Below are 15790 nucleotides of genomic sequence, written 5' to 3'. Positions count from 1 at the left end.
ACGTTGAAGGTTGGGAAAGTGGCTTTCGCAACACCCCGGCGCGCCCGATTGACGCCAGAATGTCCGGTTCCCAGGCGGGTCGCGAGGCGTGGCGTGTGGCATGCCGATGTCTCGCCTGCGAAACCCGACCTGCCCCTGCACCTGTCCACAAAGGACGCTTACCTCGCCATTTGCGTCCGATTTGGGTGCCTTGTGCGGGGGTCGTGAGTGGCAAAGATCGTTCTAACCCTCTTTGTCACTCACGACCCTCGCGAGAACCGGACATCACGGCGTCAACGGACGTATGATCGGTGCCCGTTGTGCCTTGTGGACACTGTGTGCCGGGTAAGTCCGCAAGCCGGGCCCGGAACCCGGTCATCTCCTCGCGAAGTCGGCGAAGACGGCCTGCACGACAGAGGTTCGATCACGCCACGCTTGCCTTATCCCTCAATAGAACGATCATTGCCACTCGCGACCCCGCGCAAGCGCTCAAATCAGGCACACGCGGGGGTCTTGGTGTCCTTTATGGACATGGAGGTCACGATCAGCCTGACTGGCCGGTCTCCGGTACACCCAAGCCCCGCGGCCGAAGGCTCCTTTCCTCGCATCAGACGCGGCGAAGGGCGCCTTTGGCCCACCGCCGTGGTCCACAAGACGCACAGGGTCAGTTCCCGAGGCGGCCCGCCAGTTCCCGTTTGAGCACCTTGCCGCTCGGCCCGAGCGGCATCGCGTCGAGGAACTCCACCCGGCGCGGATACTTGTACGCGGCGACGTGCTTCTTGCTCCACGCCACGATCTCCGCCGCCAGTTCCGGCCCTGGCTCACGGCCGGAAGCGGTCACGACGACGGCGCAGATCTCCTCTCCGTACCGTTCGTCCGGCACGCCGAGCACCGCGACCTGGGCGATCGCGGGATGCCTGGCCAGCACTTCCTCGATCTCGCGCGGATACACGTTGTGACCGCCGCGGAGGATCATGTCCTTCTTACGGTCCACAATGGACAGATAGCCGTCGTCGTCGAGGAAGCCGAGGTCGCCGCTGCGGAACCAGCCGTCCACGATCGCGGCCGCCGTCGCTTCGGGGCGGTTCAGGTAGCCCGCCATCACGTTGTGGCCGCGGACGACGATCTCGCCGACCTCGCCCGGCGGCACCGGCTCGATCCGGTCCTCGGTCTCGGCGCGCGCGATGGCGACGTCCACGCCCCAGATCGGTTTGCCGACGGTACCCGCCCGGGTCGGCCACGCGCGCTGGTTGTAGGCCACCACGGGCGAGGTCTCGGTGAGGCCGTACCCCTCGTAGATCGGGCAGTCGAACTCCGCCTCGAACCGTTCCAGCAGCGCCACCGGCAGCGAGGAACCACCGGAGAAGGCCCGATCGAGTTTGGGCCTTCGCGGATCCTCCGCGGCGGCCTCCAGCAACGCGACGTACATCGTCGGCACGCCCATGAACAGCGAGCAGTTCTGCTCCACCATCAGCTCCAGCGCCTGCCGAGCGTCGAACCGCGACATCAGCACCATCGTCGCGCCGGCGCGGAAACAGGTCGCCATCCCGCAGATCTGACCGAAGGTGTGGAACAGCGGCAGGCAGCCGAGCAGCACGTCGTCGGCGTGGAAGTCGAACGGCGACAGCATCGTGGTGGCCACGTTCAGCACGATGCTCAGGTGGGTCAGCATCGCGCCCTTGGGTTTGCCGGTGGTCCCCGACGTGTAAAGGATCAGCGCGAGATCCGAGGGTTCGCGCGGTTCGTACCGCTCGATCTCGGCGGCCGCCCCGGCGAGGACGTCGAGGCGGATCCGGCCGGTTTCCTCGTCCTCCAGCATCGTCAGTACTTCGACACCGGCCGCGGCGGCGGCCTCGCCGCCCTGCTCCAGCAGGGCGGCTCCGCAGATCAGCACCCGGGCGTCGCAGTCGGCGAGGATGTACTGGATCTCCTCCGCGACGAGCAACGTGTGCACCGGCACGACCACCGCGCCAAGCGCCAGCGCGCCGAAGTAGACCATCGGGAACTCCGGGGTGTTCGGCAGGAGCAGCACGACCCGGTCACCGGCGGCGACCCCCTGGTCCCGGAGCGCGGAGGCGTACCTCTTCGCCCCGGCCCAGAGTTCCCGGTAGGAGAACGGTTCCCCGTCGAACACGAGCGCGGGGTGGTCCGGCCGCCTGCCCGCCGAATCGGCGAGGACGGCCGCGAGCGACAAGGACACCGGACTCCCCTCTCAGCCGCGCGGCAGGCCGAGGTCCAGCCAGATCTGGTCCAGCGCCTCGACCATCTTCTGCACGTCGCTGCCGGTGTGCACCGCCGACGGGGCCGTGCGCAGGATCTCCTGTCCGAACGGGACACTCGGCGCGTTGATCGACTGGATGTAGATCCCGTGCCGCTGCAACAGGAGTTCGTGCACCTTCTTGCACAGCGCGTCGTCGCCGACCAGGATCGACACGATATGCGACTCGTCCGAGAGGAACGGGATCCCGCGCTCGGCGAGCAGTTTGTGCAGCAGCTGCGCGTTGTCGGCGAGGATCTCGCGCTCCCGCTCCGAGGAGCGCAGGTGCCGGACGGCGGCGAGCGCCCCGGCGGCCACGGCGGGCGGCAGCGCGGTGGTGAAGATGAACGAACGCGAGTGGGTGCGCACGGCGTCGATGAGCGCGGCCGGCCCGGCGATGTACCCGCCGGTGGTGCCGAAACCCTTGGCCAGCGTGCCCATCACGACGGTGAACTCGTCGGCGATCCCCTCGCGCGCGGCGATCCCGGCGCCTTCAGGACCGTACATGCCGACGGCGTGCACCTCGTCCACATAGGTCATGGCGTCGTACTGCCGTGCCAGCGCGGCGAATTCGGCCAGCGGCGCGATGTCGCCGTTCATCGAGTAGACCGACTCGAACACGATCATCTTCGGCCGGTCCGCCGGTGCGGCGGCGAGCAGCTCGGCCAGATGGGCGACGTCGTTGTGGCGGAAGATCTTCTTCTCCGCGCCGCTGTGCCGCAGCCCGTCGATGATGGAGGCGTGGTTCTTCTCGTCGGAGAACACGATGCAGTCCTCGGGGCGGCCCGCCAGCACGGTCAGCGAACCGTCGTTGGCGGTGTAGCCGGAGGTGAACAGCAGCGCGTCCTCCTTGCCGTGCAGCTCGGCCAGTTCGCGTTCCAGCGCCACGTGATAGTGGTTGGTGCCCGCGATGTTGCGCGAACCGCCCGCCCCGGCGCCGAACCGCTCGACGGCCTCCTTCATCGCGGACAGCACGTCCGGATGCTGGCCCATGCCGAGGTAGTCGTTGCTGCACCAGACGTTGATCTCGGCGACCGCTTCGGCCTCCTCGTACCGGCTGGCCGCCGGGAACCGGCCCGCCTGCCGCCCGATCTCCAGGAAGTCGCGTTTCTGCAGCACTTCGCCTTGCAGTGTGCGCTGGAAGGACTCCAGGTAGGTGGTCATGACGTCAACTCGCTCTCTGGCTCGGCGTGGCTGGGCTTGGTGGCGGGTTTCGCCTCGTCGCGGAGGCGGAGCTTGTCCGGCTTCCCCGCGTCGGTGAGCGGAAGTTCGGCGCGGAGCCGGATCTCCGCCGGTACGTGGCTCGGGGACAGCGCCCGCGCGACGTGCGCGGCCAGGTCGGCGGGATCCACGTCCCTGCCCCGGCGCGGTACCGCGATCGCGTGCATGTACTCGACGTTGTCCTCGTCGGCGACCCCGAACACCGCGGCCTGCGCGACGTCCGGATGGGCCAGCAGCGCGTTCTCGACCTCGGCCGGGTACACCTTGATACCGTTGGTCTTGATCATGTCGGCGAGCCGGTCGACCAGGTACAGGTAGCCGTTCTCGTCGAGATAGCCGACGTCGCCGGTGTGCAGCCAGCCGTCGATGAGGACCCGTGAGGTCAGGTCGGGACGCTTCCAGTAGCCGTCCATCATCATCGGCGACCGGACGCAGATCTCCCCGATCTTGCCGGCGGGCAGTTCGTGCCGCACGTGCGGGTCGCGGATGCCGACCTGGACGAACGGGACCGCCTTGCCGACCGTGGTGAGCAGTTCCGGCTTCAGGTGCTCTTCCGGCGAAAGCGCGGCGATCACCCAGCTTTCGGTGGTGCCGTAGATCTGGATCAGCTTCGCGCCGAACACCTCCGCGGCACGGGAGAGCCGCACCGGGGAGGCCGGGCTCCCGCCGTAGTACAGCTCCCGCAGGCTGGAATGGTCGGTGGTGCCCAGTGCCGGATGGTCGAGCAGGTCGTAGAGCTGCGGGGTGGCCAGGTACACCCGGTTGACCCGGTGCCGTTCCACGGCTTCGAGCACGGCGCCGGCGTCGAATCCCTCGTGCAGGACGATCATCCCGCCGGAGGCGACCGCGTCGTCCACTGTGGACGACACGGAATGGCTGAGCGGCGTGGTGACCAGCATCGTGCAGCGTTCGGTCATGTGCCGGGCCTTGGTGACCACCGCGCCGAGCCCGCCGAATCCGCGGCCGATGCCCTTGGGCCTGCCGGTGGTCCCGCTGGTGTAGGTCAGCACGGCGGTGCCCTCGGCCCGCGGCTCGACCTCGCTCGCGGTCCCGGTGATGTCCGCGACGCCGTCGCCGAAGTCACCGAAAGCCGCCAGTGCCGCCGGTTCCGCCATGGCGTCACGGATCTTCTTCGCCCGGTCGAGGTTCGCCGCGTCGGTGAGCAGGACGGTGGTGCCGGTGTCGTCGACGATCTCGACCTGCGTGGCGATCGGGAGTTCGTCCAGCGGATCGGCTGCGTTGATCCCGCGCAGGTGCACCACGGTGGCACCGATCAGGTTGGCCGCGTACCGGCCGATCAGCGTCGCCGGGCTGTTCCCCACGGTCAGCAGGGCCACTACCCCGCCTTCACCGGTCCCTTGGTCGCGGAGCGCGGCGGCGGCTCCGGTGATCGCCGCCGCGAATTCCGCCGAAGTCAGCGCTTCGTCGCCGTAACGCAACGCGATCTCGTCCGGCCTGGTGGAAAGCACGTCCAGCAGCTGGCTGACGTAATGGTCGATCTGCACCGCGCTACTCCGTTCCCGCGGCCCGGCCGGCGAGCTCTTCGAGGTGCGCCACGGCGGACTCCACGCCCGGCATGGTCAGGCTCCGCCGCTGGGCCCGTGCGACGGTGGCCGCGATCCGGGTGTCGGCCAGCACCGCGCGGCAGGTCTCGGCGACCGCTTCCGGTGTGGTGGCGGGAATCTGCTTGCCGAAGCCGAGCTCCTCGATCCGGCGGGCGTTGTGCGGCTGGTCGCCGAACTGCGGCAGCGTGGCCATCGGCACTCCGGCGCGCAACGCCTCACGGATGCTGTTGTACCCGGCGTGGGTCAGGAACAGCTGCGCGCATTCGAGCAGCAGCGGCTGCGGCATCCGTTCGACGACGAGCACGTTGTCACCGACCTCGACGTCGCCGATCGGGAACCCGGCGGTCGCCACCACCGCCGAACAGTCCACACTGGACAGTCCTTCGATCAGGGCGCGCACCGTGACGTCGGGGTCTTCCATCTCCTCCGGCGGGTCGATGCCGAACGCCTTGAACGCGCCGAGCATGGGCAGCGCGGTGCCGACCGAGGCGAGCACCAGCGGCCGGTCCGCGGGCAGCGCGGCGATCTCCGGCGGCAGGACCTCGCCGGTGGCCACCTCCGACGGCTGACGGTAGGTGAACGGCGTCGGCAGGTCGAAGGCGGCGAAGGAGGTATCGGCGGGCAGGCAGTCGAAACGGCCGTAGCGGTGCACCATCCCGGCGTCGGATTCGGCGGCGAGACCCAGCTCCTGGCGACGCTCGTTCAGCGGCTCCACGAGGCCCGCCGGGTCGATCAGGTTGCCCGCACCCGAAGGCGCGCTGATGTAGGGAACGCCGAGCTGCTCGGCGACCAGCGCGCCCGACAACTCCGCGCCGTCACGCACCACGATGTCGGGCTGGAACTCCTTGGCCAGGGGATAGAGCTTCTGGTAGGCGGTGGTGACGTGCGGGCCGCTCGCGGTGGCGATCAGCTGTTCGCGCGTGTCCAGCACCCGGCGCGGGGTCCCGGCCGCTTCGGCCTCTTGGCGTTCCTGGACCATCCGCCCGATCGCCTCGACCATTCCCGGCAGGACCGGTTCGATCCGCATCAGGCCGGGTTCGAAGACGTCGGCCAGTTCCGGCGGGGTCACGACGAGCACTTCGTGGCCCGCCTTCGCCGCCGCCCTGGCCAAGGGCAGCACCGCCCGTGCGTGGCCCTGCGAGCCGGTCACGGTGCACAAAACCCGCATGGGTTCCACCTTTCGTTTCTGTCCTTTGAGGACGGTCAGGGAACGGGGTCGAGGGACGGCGTGCGCACCGGGTCGACCGGGGGCCTGCCGAATCCGCGCCAGGCGATCCCGGACCGGCTGAGCGCGTCCGGGTCGAGGTGGTTGCGGGTGTCGACCACGACCGGCCCTTCGAGCAGACCGGCGATCCGCGGCCAGTCGAGGGCACGGAACTGCGGCCAGTCGGTCAGCAGGACCAGCGCGTGCGCGTCCTTCGCGATGTAGTAGGGGTCGTCGACCACCCGGACACCGGGGATCGGCGGTTCGGCGCCGGTGAGGCCGGGGTCGTATCCGGTCAGCTCCGCACCGCGCTCGGCCAGCAGCCGGGCGACGCTGAGCGCCGGGGAATCCCGGAGATCGTTGGTGCCCGCCTTGAAGGTCAGCCCGAGCAGGCCGATGCGCAGGCCGGTGAGGTCCGCGTCCGCGTCGAGCCCGCAGGCGACGGCGATCCGCTCGACCACCCGGGACGCCTGTTTCGCGTTACCGGAGATGACCTCGTCGAGCAGGCCGAACTCGAACCCCGCGACCTCGGCGACCTGTTTGAGCGCCATGGTGTCCTTGGGCAGGCAGGAACCACCCCAGCCCGGACCCGGCGAGAGGAACGTCGGGCCGATGCGGCGGTCGTAGCCCATTCCTTCGGTGACGTCGCCGATGTCGGCGTCGAGCCGCTCGCACAGTTCGGCGATGGCGTTCACATAGGACAGTTTCGTGGCGAGGAAACAGTTGGCGGCGTACTTGACCATCTCCGCGCTCGCCGCGTCCGTCAGCACCGTCGGGGCGCCGAGCCGGGCGTAGAGCGCCGCGACCCGTTCGGCCGGGCCGCGGGTGTCGGAGCCGACGACGATCCGGTCCGGGTTGAGGAAGTCGTGGACGGCGGTGCCCTCGCGCAGGAACTCCGGATTGCTCACCACCGCGACGTCGTCCCGGCCGAGCAGCGCGGCGACCCTGGCCGCGGTCCCGACCGGCACGGTCGACTTGTTCACCAGCACGCAACCCGGCGAAAGCACGTCACGGACCTTGGTCGCGACGTCGATGACGGCCGACAGATCGGCCATCCCGCCCTCGCCCATCGGAGTGGGTACACAAAGGAAGACGGCCTCGGCGGTCTCCACGGCCTCCGCGGCCGATTCGACGAAACCGAGCCGTCCGGCGGCGATCCCTTCGGCGACCAGGCCGGGCAGGCCCTTTTCCAGGATGTCGACCTCGCCGCGCTGGAGCCGGGCCAATTTGCCGCGATCGGAATCGGTGCATCGGACCCGGTGCCCGAGCGAGGCGAGACACGCCGCGGTGGTCAGCCCGACGTATCCGGCGCCGACGACGGCCACTTGGTAGGAATGCAACGTGAGACACCTTTCAGTCGGCGAAATCCGGCTCCGAATTCCGGGAAACGGATTCGAAAGCGAGAGCCGATCGGGCCGGGAATTGGCGGTCCGGCCGATGAACCCGACAGTAGGATCGGCCTCGAAGCGCCAACAACCCCTAGCGACCGGTGCCCACCCCTAATCGCCGGATCCCCGGTTCGGGTGGATCGGGGAATTCCACCCGGACGTCAACCCGTGGTTGGTCGCCGCGGCGGGCACCGGCTCCTACGCTCGTGATCGATACCGAAGGAACAGGTCGCCCACAGCCGAGGAGAGTGCGCAGTGGACACCAGCACGCTGATCAACATCGCGGTCGCCATCGCGGTCGTCGTCTACGTGATCTACCAGCGCATGAGCTGGAAGCCGCTGGAGAACGTGGAAATCTGGGGCGGACCGCTCACCCTGGTCGCCATCGGGGTCATCCAGATGCGGCATCTGGACACCTCCATCAGCGTCACCGACATCGTCTTCCTTGGCGCGGGTCTGCTGGTCTCGCTCCTGGGTGGCGCGGCGATGGGCGCGATGACGCAGCTGCAGCGGCGCGGCGACAAGATCTACCAGCGGATCGGCGCGCTCGGTCTCGCCGTCTGGGTGGGCCTGCTGCTCGTCCGCGGCGTGCTCGGGGTGATCGGGCACTTCGCCGGCGCGACGCTGACCTCCGGCGGCGGCACCATCCTGCTCTCGCTGGGCGCGAACCTGATGGCGATGACGCTCGTCCTGTCGGCCCGCCTCGGCGGCGCCAAGATCCCCGGCGGCAGCCCGCAGCAGCGCTGACCGCGGAAAGCCACGCTTGGGCGCCGGTGGTCGTGAGTGGGGAGGGTTCCGTCCGGAATCCTCCCCACTCGGCATCTCAGCCGCCGGAACACCACCCTCGACCCGGGCCGAAGGCTCCTTTCGCCGCATCAGACTCGGTGAAGGGAGCCTTCAGCCCACCTGGTCTCGGCGCGACGTCCGTGACCCTTCACCGTCGCTGGACCGCGGCGGTCACCACCTCGGCGAACTCGCCGGGCCGGGCCTCCGGGAAGCCGTGCCCACCGGGGAAGACCTGGAGGTCGAACGGGCCGGTCGTGTACTCGTGCCAGGCGCGTGCCTCGTCGAGGGACACCGCCGGGTCGCTGTCGCCGACGAGCACCGTGACCGGACAGCGCAGCGGAGGCGCCGGCTCGGGCCGGTACGCGGCCAGCGCCCGGAAGTCGGCCCGGATCGCCGGAAAAGTGGCCTTGAGCAGCTCCGCGTCCCGCGCGCCCGGCGAGCCGGCGTCGCTGAGCGAGTACAGCTCGGCCACGAGATCCTGATCCGGCAGCAGGTGGAGCCCGGCGGCGCCCGACCGGGACGGGGCCGCGCAGCCGGACACGATCAGCGCGACCGGACTACCGGTCAGCACCTGCTCCAGCCGCCTGGCCACCTCGAAACCGACGACCGCGCCCATTCCGTGGCCGTACACCGCGAACGGCGCGCCCTCCCAGAGCGACAGCGCCCCGGTGACCCGGTCGGCCAATTCCCCGATGTCTTCGGCACACGGTTCCGCCACCCGATCCTGACGTCCCGGATATTGCACCGCGTGCACCTCGATCCCCGGCGCGAGCGCGGCGGAAAGCGGGAAGAACGCATTCGCGGCCGCACCGGCGTCGGGTAAGCAGATCAGACGCGGTACCGACGGTCCTCCGGGCCGGAAAACACGGACCCAGTCCCCGGTATCCCCGCTTGGAGCGGTCATCGCAGGATTCCTCCGAAAGGGATGGGAATTGTTCGGCGGAGGGGCGGGAGGCCGCTTTCTTTCGCCTCGGCGAACACTAGCCGGACGCTTCCTGCGGAAACAACCGCGAGAGAGCGACCTCCTACCAACGGTGACGGTATTTCCACCCTCGGAATGATCACCCGCGAGCAGAAAGCGGTGGTGGCCCTACGATCGTCGTATGACCGACGCAGTGTCCGACGAGGCCGAGGAACGTCGCTGGCGATGGGCCGCGCCCGCCGCCGGGACGGTGCTGCTGGCCGTCACCCAGCTGACCGCGACCGTACCGGCGGGCGCCGGCTGGCTGTGGGTGCTCTACGCGGTGTCGTCGGCGAGCTGGCTGCTGTGGATCGGGATCAGCGAGCGTTTCCCTCGCGCCGCGCTGCTCCCGCTCGCCATGGCGAGCGCGGTCCCCGCCTTCGGCACCGGCGCCGCCACCGACGGCACGGCGGTGATCATGACCTGCATCACCCTCGCCGCGTTCGCCTCACGGCTGGAACCGGGCACCGTCGCGATCATCGCGCTGATGGTCTTCGACTCCGCCGCCATCGTGGCCTCCAGCCTGCTCGGCCACCGCCCCTCGGAGGCCTGGCTGGGCGCGCTCGGCGCGGTCGTCATCGTGGTCCTAGTCGGCTTCACCCGCCGCGGTCATCTGACCAGGGTCGCGCAGGCGGAACGGTTGCTGCACCAGGAACGGCTGGCGCACACCCGGGGCGTGCGCGCGGCGACGCTCGACGAACGCACCCGCATCGCCCGTGAGATCCACGACGTCGTCGCCCATTCCCTGGGCGCGCTGCGGGTCCAGCTGGAGGTGATGCACACCCTGCTGGTGGAGGAAAACGACACCGAAGGCGCCCTGCGTTCCCTCGCGTTGTCGCGGAGTCTCGCCGACCAGGGGCTCAGCGACGTCCGGGACGCCGTGGCGGCCCTGCGCGAGGACGTCCGCGCCCTGCCGGACGCGCTGAACGAACTGGTGCGGACCTTCGGCAGGGAACACGACACCCCTGCCGAATTCACCATGCTGGGCGAGCACCGCGATCTCCCGTCGGCACAGACGATCGCGCTGCTGCGGATCTGCCGGGAGGCGCTGACGAACGCGGCCAAGCACGCCGCCGGCGAAGCGGTGAGCGTCGAACTGGCGTACCCGCCGGACGAGGTCCGGCTGCACGTCCGCAACCCTCTCGCCGCCGCACCGGACCCCGGCCGTCCGCCGGGCTACGGCCTGACCGGGATGCGTGAACGGATCGAACTCGTCGACGGCACCCTGGTCACCGGCCCGGACGGCCCGTTCTGGGACGTCACCGCCCGGGTCCCGGGCTGAGGCGAAGTGCCGTCAGGCGGATCTCGCGTGTTCGAAGGCGTAACTCGCGTGATCAGACACGGAACTCGCGTGTTTGGACGGCGAACACCGAGTTACGCCTTCAATCACGCGAGTTACGCGCGTCAGTCCCGCACATAGCCCGCTTGGTAGGCATAGCGGACGGCCTGCGCGCGATCCCGGCTTCCCGTCTTGGCGAAGATCCGGTTGATGTGGCTCTTGACCGTCGTCTCGCTGACGAACAGTTCCGCGGCGATCTCCTTGTTGCTGCGTCCCGCCGCGATCAGTGTCAGCACATGGGCTTCCCGCTTGGTGAGCTTCGCGTCGTCCTCCGGCGGGGGCGCCGAAGGCGTCGCGGGCGCGGGTGACAAGGCGGCGCCGAGCACTCGCCGCTGCACCCGCGGGTCGAGCAGGGCCTGTCCCGCCGCGGCCGCGTGCACCGCGCGCCCGATTTCGTGCTTGTTCGCCGATTTCGTCAGGTATCCCAGCGCTCCGGCCTCCAAGGCGCGCAGCACCCAATCGTCGTCGGCGTAGGTGGTGAGCACGACGACCTCGATCTCCGGATGGTGTTCCTTGATCCGCCGGGTCGCCTCGACGCCGTCGCACCTGGGCATGGAGAGGTCCATCAGTACGACGTCCGGGCGCAGTTCCCCGGCCAGCCGCACGGCGACCTCGCCGTCGGGCGCCTGGCCGACCACGGTGATCCCCGCGACCGTCCCCACCAGCAGGGCCAGCCCTTCACGCACCGCCGCCTGATCCTCGGCGATCACGATCCGGACCGGGGGCACTTCTTCGACCATGCCCGCATCATCTCCTGTCCTCACCTGTCCGCGCCACACGGCACTCCACCTCGAGGTGGACGCCGATCTCCAACCGGATTCCCACCCGCGCGCCGATGATCGGACCGGCCGTCCGCCCTAGATTTCGGGACAACCGGCACCGAACTGCCGGATGGGGAGTCTTTCGAAGGAGTTTTGATGAGTGAAGCCATGCGAAACGCCCTCATCCTGAGCGGCGTACTGCTGGCACTGGTGCTGTTCACGCACATCGGTCGCCACAAGGCCCACCTGGTCATCCTGATCCTGCCGTTCTTCACTTGCGCGCTGGTGGGCTGGGCGGTCCTCTACGACCTCAAGCTGACCACGCCGAACTCACTGGCCGGACTGGTCGGCATCGCGGCGGGCGTCCTGATCGGCTGGGGATTGCTGAAGGGCACGAAGGTCGAGTGGGACCAGGAGAAATCCGCCGTCTACACGAGGGCGGGCTGGGTCTACTTGGGACTGTGGTTGTTCGTCCTGGTGGGACGGCTCATCTTCGTCTACACGCTGGAGCACAGCCACTCGTTCGCGGCCGATTTCGGCAAGTTCCTGATGGACACCGGGATCGACGCGGGCGGCGTCTCCGCCTTCTTCGTCACCATGGCGCTGACGATGGTCATCTTCCGCACCGCCGGGGTCTGGGTGTACCGGGCCAAGGTACTCAGGCAGGCTCAGCGAACCCCCAGCTACGCGAGCTGAGCCTTGCCTCGCCTGCCCGGTCCGTCGACAATCCCCCAGTCGCCGGACCGGGCCTTCACCCGTTCAGGACTCGGGCAGTTCGATCGGCGCGATATGGTCGAAGACGTCGCCGGGTCCGGGATTACGCGGATCGGTGGCCCCGCCGAGATGGCGCAGCGTCCCCCACACCGCGTTGAGCGCGCTGGTGACCGCCCCTTCGGCGAAACCGCCCATCCACGAAATGTCGTCACCGGCGAGGAACAGGCCGCGCTGGGCGGCGGGCAGGTCGTCCTGCCGGAAATGGGTGAACAGGCGGCGCTGGTAGCGGTACTGCCCCGGCAGGTTCGCCTTGAACGCGCCTTGGAAGTTCGGCTCGTTCTCCCAGGTGACGGTGACCGGGTCACCGGTGATGTGGGAGCGGATGTCGACGCCCGGGTAGATGTCGGCGAGCGCGTCCAGCGCGAGTTCGAGCCGGTCGGCCGGGCCGAGCGTCGCGAATTTGAGCGAATCGTCGTTCCAGGTATAGGAAAGGCACAGCGCGGCTGGCGAATCCGGTCCGTCGTCGAACAGGTAGACGCTGCGCGGGGTCCGGTCGGTCAGTGTCATCCCCATCAGTTCCTCGCCGGTGCGGGGATCGACGTCGTGCCAGAACGGCCGGTCGACGGGGACGAACAATTTCGAAGCGCCCATGTAGTGCGTGCGTTCCAGTGCGGTCCACACGTTCGCGGGCAGCAGCGGGCGCACCCCGGCGATCTTGGTGAGCAGCACCCGGTGCTGCGCGGTGAAGACCACGACCGGATAGGTCCGCACGTCACCGTTCGCGTCCTCGACGGCGAACCCGTCCGCCGCCGGCCGCAGCCCGAGGACGGCGGGACGCGGGGTTCCATCGTGCAGCGACGCGACCGATGTCCCGGCCGGCCAGAAGCGCGGCGAAGCGGGTGCGTGCGCCCACAATCGCCGCGGAAGCTGTTGGCAGCCACCGACGATCCGCCGCGGCCCCTCTTCGACGCCGGTGTAGATGACGCGGAGGATCTCCAGCACGGAGTTGGGGAAGTCGGTGTCCCAGCCGCCGGTGCCGAAACCGACCTGGCCGAAGATCTCGCGATGCCGGAACGAGGCGAACGCCGTCGACCTGGCCAGGAAACCGTAGAAGGACTGGTCGTCGAGTTCGGGCAGCAGCCGGTTCCAGATCGCCTTCACCATGGCGGTGTCGCGCATCCGGATGGCGTCGCGCATGGTGGACAGATCGGCCAGTTCCTGCAGGGCCTTGTGCCAGGCGTCGTCGACTTCGTGGAACACCGAGGGGAGGTCCGCCGGGGTCCGCGCGCGGTAGGTCACGCCGTCGAGGTTGATCACCGTGGTGGAAGTGCTGCGGGACAACGGGTTCGCGAACGGCCTGGTCTCCAGTCCGACCTCGTCGATGTACCGGTACAGGGTGGTGGCCGAGGGCGGGAACCGCATCGCGCCCATTTCCGCGACGGCGCCGTCCCGGCCCGCCAAGGGGATCGAGCGCATCCGCCCGCCGATCTGGCCCGCTTCGTAGACCACCGGTTTCAGGCCGAGGCGCAGCAGTTCGTATGCCGCGACCACACCCGCTATCCCGCCACCGACGACGGCGACCTCCTGACCGAGGCGGTCCGGCGGCAGTTCACCGAGCCCGGCCGGATGCGCCAGCCAATCGTCGTAGGCGAAAGGGAAATCGGGGCAGAGAGTGGTCAGCGGGGGCGCGAAGTCGGCTGCGGTCATCGTGGCGGATCTCCCTGGTCATCGGGGCCACACTGTCTCGACCGAAACGTACGACGGGGGATCGCGGGGACCAACCCCTCACCGTCCCCTAGTATCCCCTAGTCCATTTTAGACAGCGGCGGGCGCGGTATCCCCTGTGTGGAGCGTCTTTTCCAGGCCACGGCCTGCGGAACGCCGCCGGTACCAGACGGTCCACGCGACCACACCGGTGATCGCGGTCAGCTCGATCGCGGTGGGCAGGCCGACCATGATCGACGCGGGCAGCAGGTAGATCAGGACGAGCCGCGCGACGGACTCGGTGACCAGGACCACACCCCAGCCCGCGGTGGAGACCCGGTGCAGTTTGCGGAACTCGGGTTCCGCGGCGTACAGCCTGTCCCAGCCCGTCCGGCGAGCCGGGGTCAGCGCCCGGATCCGGCGGGAGATGAAGAAGGTCACCGGTTTCCCGAAGGCGAGGCTGCCGAGGAAGGCGATCCCGGCGAGCCCGCTGGTGAAGGGATCCTTGGCCAGCAGCAGGCGTTCGTCCCCGCTCACCAAGGAGACCAGCAAGGTCACCGCGCAGACGACGAGGACGAACACTCCGAAACCGTCGACCTTGCGTTCCTTGACCGCGACGGCGAGTACGAGTACACCGATGGCGATCGTGGCCGCCACCAAGGCGGAGCCGCTGCTCCACCCGAAGGCGAGCAGCGCGTAGTAGACGACGACCGGCACGGTCACGTCGGCGATCAACGAGACGACGGAACGCCTGCGCGCGCCGCGGCCGTCGGTTTCCTGGTTCTTCGTTTCCCCCGGCATGTGAAGTTCCTATCACGGGGAAACCGCCCGTGCGGGGAACTTCACCCCCTATTCTCCGAACCCCTATTCCCGACGTCGGTGCCGTTCAGTGGGCAAGTCACCCCCTGCATTTCGGCTACGACACCAAGATCACCGATACCGTGGGGACGAAAGGAACCGGCGTGACCGTAGGAGATATACCAGAATGCAACGGAACTTCAAGGAATTCAAGATAACGGTGGACCCGGTCAGGGACGACTTCCTCCGGGCCAAGGGGCCCGGCCAGCGCAACCTCCTTCTCGGCCGCGCGGTGTTCGAGTTCGCCAGCGACCTGGAGCACCTGGACACCATCCAGCAGGAATTCGTCGACGGCTCGCACCGGCCGCTGATCCGCCAGAACTGGCAGGACAGCACCGCGGACTACAGCGATCCGACGCAGCTGCTCATCCAGGGCCAGCAGGTGATGCAGAACTGGGAACGGCCGCTGATGAAGGTGCTGGCGGAAAACGCCGCCGCGAACGGCGGGGATCTGCTCGAAGTCGGTTTCGGGATGGGTATTTCGGCCACCTACGTCCAGGACGCGGGCGTCCGGTCGCACACCCTGATCGAAATCAACTCCGAGGTGAAGGCGGAGTTCGAGAAATGGCGTTCCCAGTGGCCGGACCGCGATATCCGGCTGGAACTCGGCGCCTGGCAGGACGTGCTCGGTGGCCTCGGCCAGTACGACGCGATCCTGTACGACACCTACCCGACGGACGAACGGGAATTCGCCCGTACCCTCGGCCCGAAGGCCATCGTGCTGGCGGCCGAATTCTTTGAGCACGCCGCCGCCCATCTTCGCCCGGGCGGCGTTTTCTCTTACTACACCAACGAAATCGACTCACTGAGCCGGGCGCACCAGCGTGCCCTGCTCGAGCATTTCAGCTCGTTCCGGGTGGAGGTCGTCCGGGGCCTGAAGCCGCCGGCCGACTGTACCTATTGGTGGGCCGGCACGATGGCGGCCGTGACCGCCGTCAAGTAGCCGGGCGGGTCCCCCGCCGAGCTGCCGTAGCGGAAGATGTCGGCGAGTGGGGAGGATTTCGGACGTTCGGTGTCCGGAATCCTCCCCGCTCGGCTGCGAACCGGCGCCGG

13 protein-coding genes are annotated in these 15790 nt (G+C 68.8%); 4 read left to right on the top strand and 9 right to left on the bottom strand.

Going from position 1 to position 15790, the window contains the following annotated elements; translation table 11 throughout:
* Window positions 1-643: 643 nt before the first annotated feature.
* From ACFWIW_RS25565 to ACFWIW_RS25545, 5 genes are read right to left on the bottom strand one after another with little or no spacing between them, the layout of a single operon-like run.
* The gene (locus tag ACFWIW_RS25565) at window positions 644-2179 is read right to left on the bottom strand and encodes a long-chain fatty acid--CoA ligase (RefSeq protein WP_378370770.1); all 1536 of its coding nucleotides are present in this window, start codon (window positions 2177-2179) and stop codon (window positions 644-646) included.
* A 12-nt stretch (window positions 2180-2191) separates the two neighbouring features.
* Complete coding sequence (gene hemA / locus ACFWIW_RS25560) at window positions 2192-3400, bottom strand: 5-aminolevulinate synthase (RefSeq protein WP_378370769.1); 1209 nt, start codon at window positions 3398-3400, stop codon at window positions 2192-2194.
* Window positions 3397-4962, bottom strand: coding sequence for an AMP-binding protein (locus ACFWIW_RS25555; protein ID WP_378370768.1), 1566 nt, complete (start codon window positions 4960-4962; stop codon window positions 3397-3399). Before ACFWIW_RS25555 ends, hemA begins: the two co-directional genes overlap by 4 nt.
* A gap of 4 nt (window positions 4963-4966) precedes the next feature.
* Window positions 4967-6190: a glycosyltransferase gene (locus ACFWIW_RS25550; protein ID WP_378370767.1), complete on the bottom strand. Its 1224-nt coding sequence runs from the start codon at window positions 6188-6190 to the stop codon at window positions 4967-4969.
* Between the two features lie 35 nt (window positions 6191-6225).
* Complete coding sequence (locus tag ACFWIW_RS25545) at window positions 6226-7566, bottom strand: UDP-glucose dehydrogenase family protein (RefSeq protein WP_378370766.1); 1341 nt, start codon at window positions 7564-7566, stop codon at window positions 6226-6228.
* Between the two features lie 303 nt (window positions 7567-7869).
* Between ACFWIW_RS25545 and ACFWIW_RS25540 the strand changes: the two genes are divergently transcribed.
* Complete coding sequence (locus ACFWIW_RS25540) at window positions 7870-8361, top strand: hypothetical protein (RefSeq protein WP_378370765.1); 492 nt, start codon at window positions 7870-7872, stop codon at window positions 8359-8361.
* A 187-nt stretch (window positions 8362-8548) separates the two neighbouring features.
* Here the strand turns inward: ACFWIW_RS25540 and ACFWIW_RS25535 are convergent, their stop codons facing one another.
* Complete coding sequence (locus ACFWIW_RS25535) at window positions 8549-9304, bottom strand: thioesterase II family protein (RefSeq protein WP_378370764.1); 756 nt, start codon at window positions 9302-9304, stop codon at window positions 8549-8551.
* A 199-nt stretch (window positions 9305-9503) separates the two neighbouring features.
* Here ACFWIW_RS25535 and ACFWIW_RS25530 point away from each other — a divergent pair, with 199 nt between their 5' ends.
* A complete protein-coding gene (locus ACFWIW_RS25530; protein WP_378370763.1) occupies window positions 9504-10643 on the top strand; it encodes a sensor histidine kinase in 1140 nt (379 codons plus the stop codon).
* Between the two features lie 122 nt (window positions 10644-10765).
* On the opposite strand, the gene ACFWIW_RS25525 is transcribed toward ACFWIW_RS25530, so the two are convergent.
* Complete coding sequence (locus ACFWIW_RS25525; RefSeq protein WP_378370762.1) at window positions 10766-11440, bottom strand: response regulator; 675 nt, start codon at window positions 11438-11440, stop codon at window positions 10766-10768.
* Between the two features lie 177 nt (window positions 11441-11617).
* Here ACFWIW_RS25525 and ACFWIW_RS25520 point away from each other — a divergent pair, with 177 nt between their 5' ends.
* The gene (locus ACFWIW_RS25520; protein ID WP_038510786.1) at window positions 11618-12157 is read left to right on the top strand and encodes a DUF1453 family protein; all 540 of its coding nucleotides are present in this window, start codon (window positions 11618-11620) and stop codon (window positions 12155-12157) included.
* 63 nt (window positions 12158-12220) lie between these two features.
* Here ACFWIW_RS25520 and ACFWIW_RS25515 read toward each other — a convergent pair whose 3' ends face one another.
* Both ACFWIW_RS25515 and ACFWIW_RS25510 read right to left on the bottom strand, forming a co-directional pair.
* Complete coding sequence (locus ACFWIW_RS25515) at window positions 12221-13882, bottom strand: flavin monoamine oxidase family protein (RefSeq protein WP_378370761.1); 1662 nt, start codon at window positions 13880-13882, stop codon at window positions 12221-12223.
* A gap of 108 nt (window positions 13883-13990) precedes the next feature.
* The gene (locus ACFWIW_RS25510) at window positions 13991-14680 is read right to left on the bottom strand and encodes a VC0807 family protein (protein WP_378370760.1); all 690 of its coding nucleotides are present in this window, start codon (window positions 14678-14680) and stop codon (window positions 13991-13993) included.
* 184 nt (window positions 14681-14864) lie between these two features.
* Here ACFWIW_RS25510 and ACFWIW_RS25505 point away from each other — a divergent pair, with 184 nt between their 5' ends.
* Window positions 14865-15680, top strand: a complete 816-nt coding sequence (locus ACFWIW_RS25505) for a class I SAM-dependent methyltransferase (RefSeq protein ID WP_072026237.1) — start codon at window positions 14865-14867, stop codon at window positions 15678-15680.
* Window positions 15681-15790: the final 110 nt, after the last annotated feature.

Source organism: Amycolatopsis sp. NPDC058340 (assembly GCF_042723975.1).
Lineage (GTDB): Bacteria > Actinomycetota > Actinomycetes > Mycobacteriales > Pseudonocardiaceae > Amycolatopsis.
The sequence above is the reverse complement of the archived record's forward strand: the minus strand, read 5'-3'. Positions and strand labels throughout refer to the sequence as shown.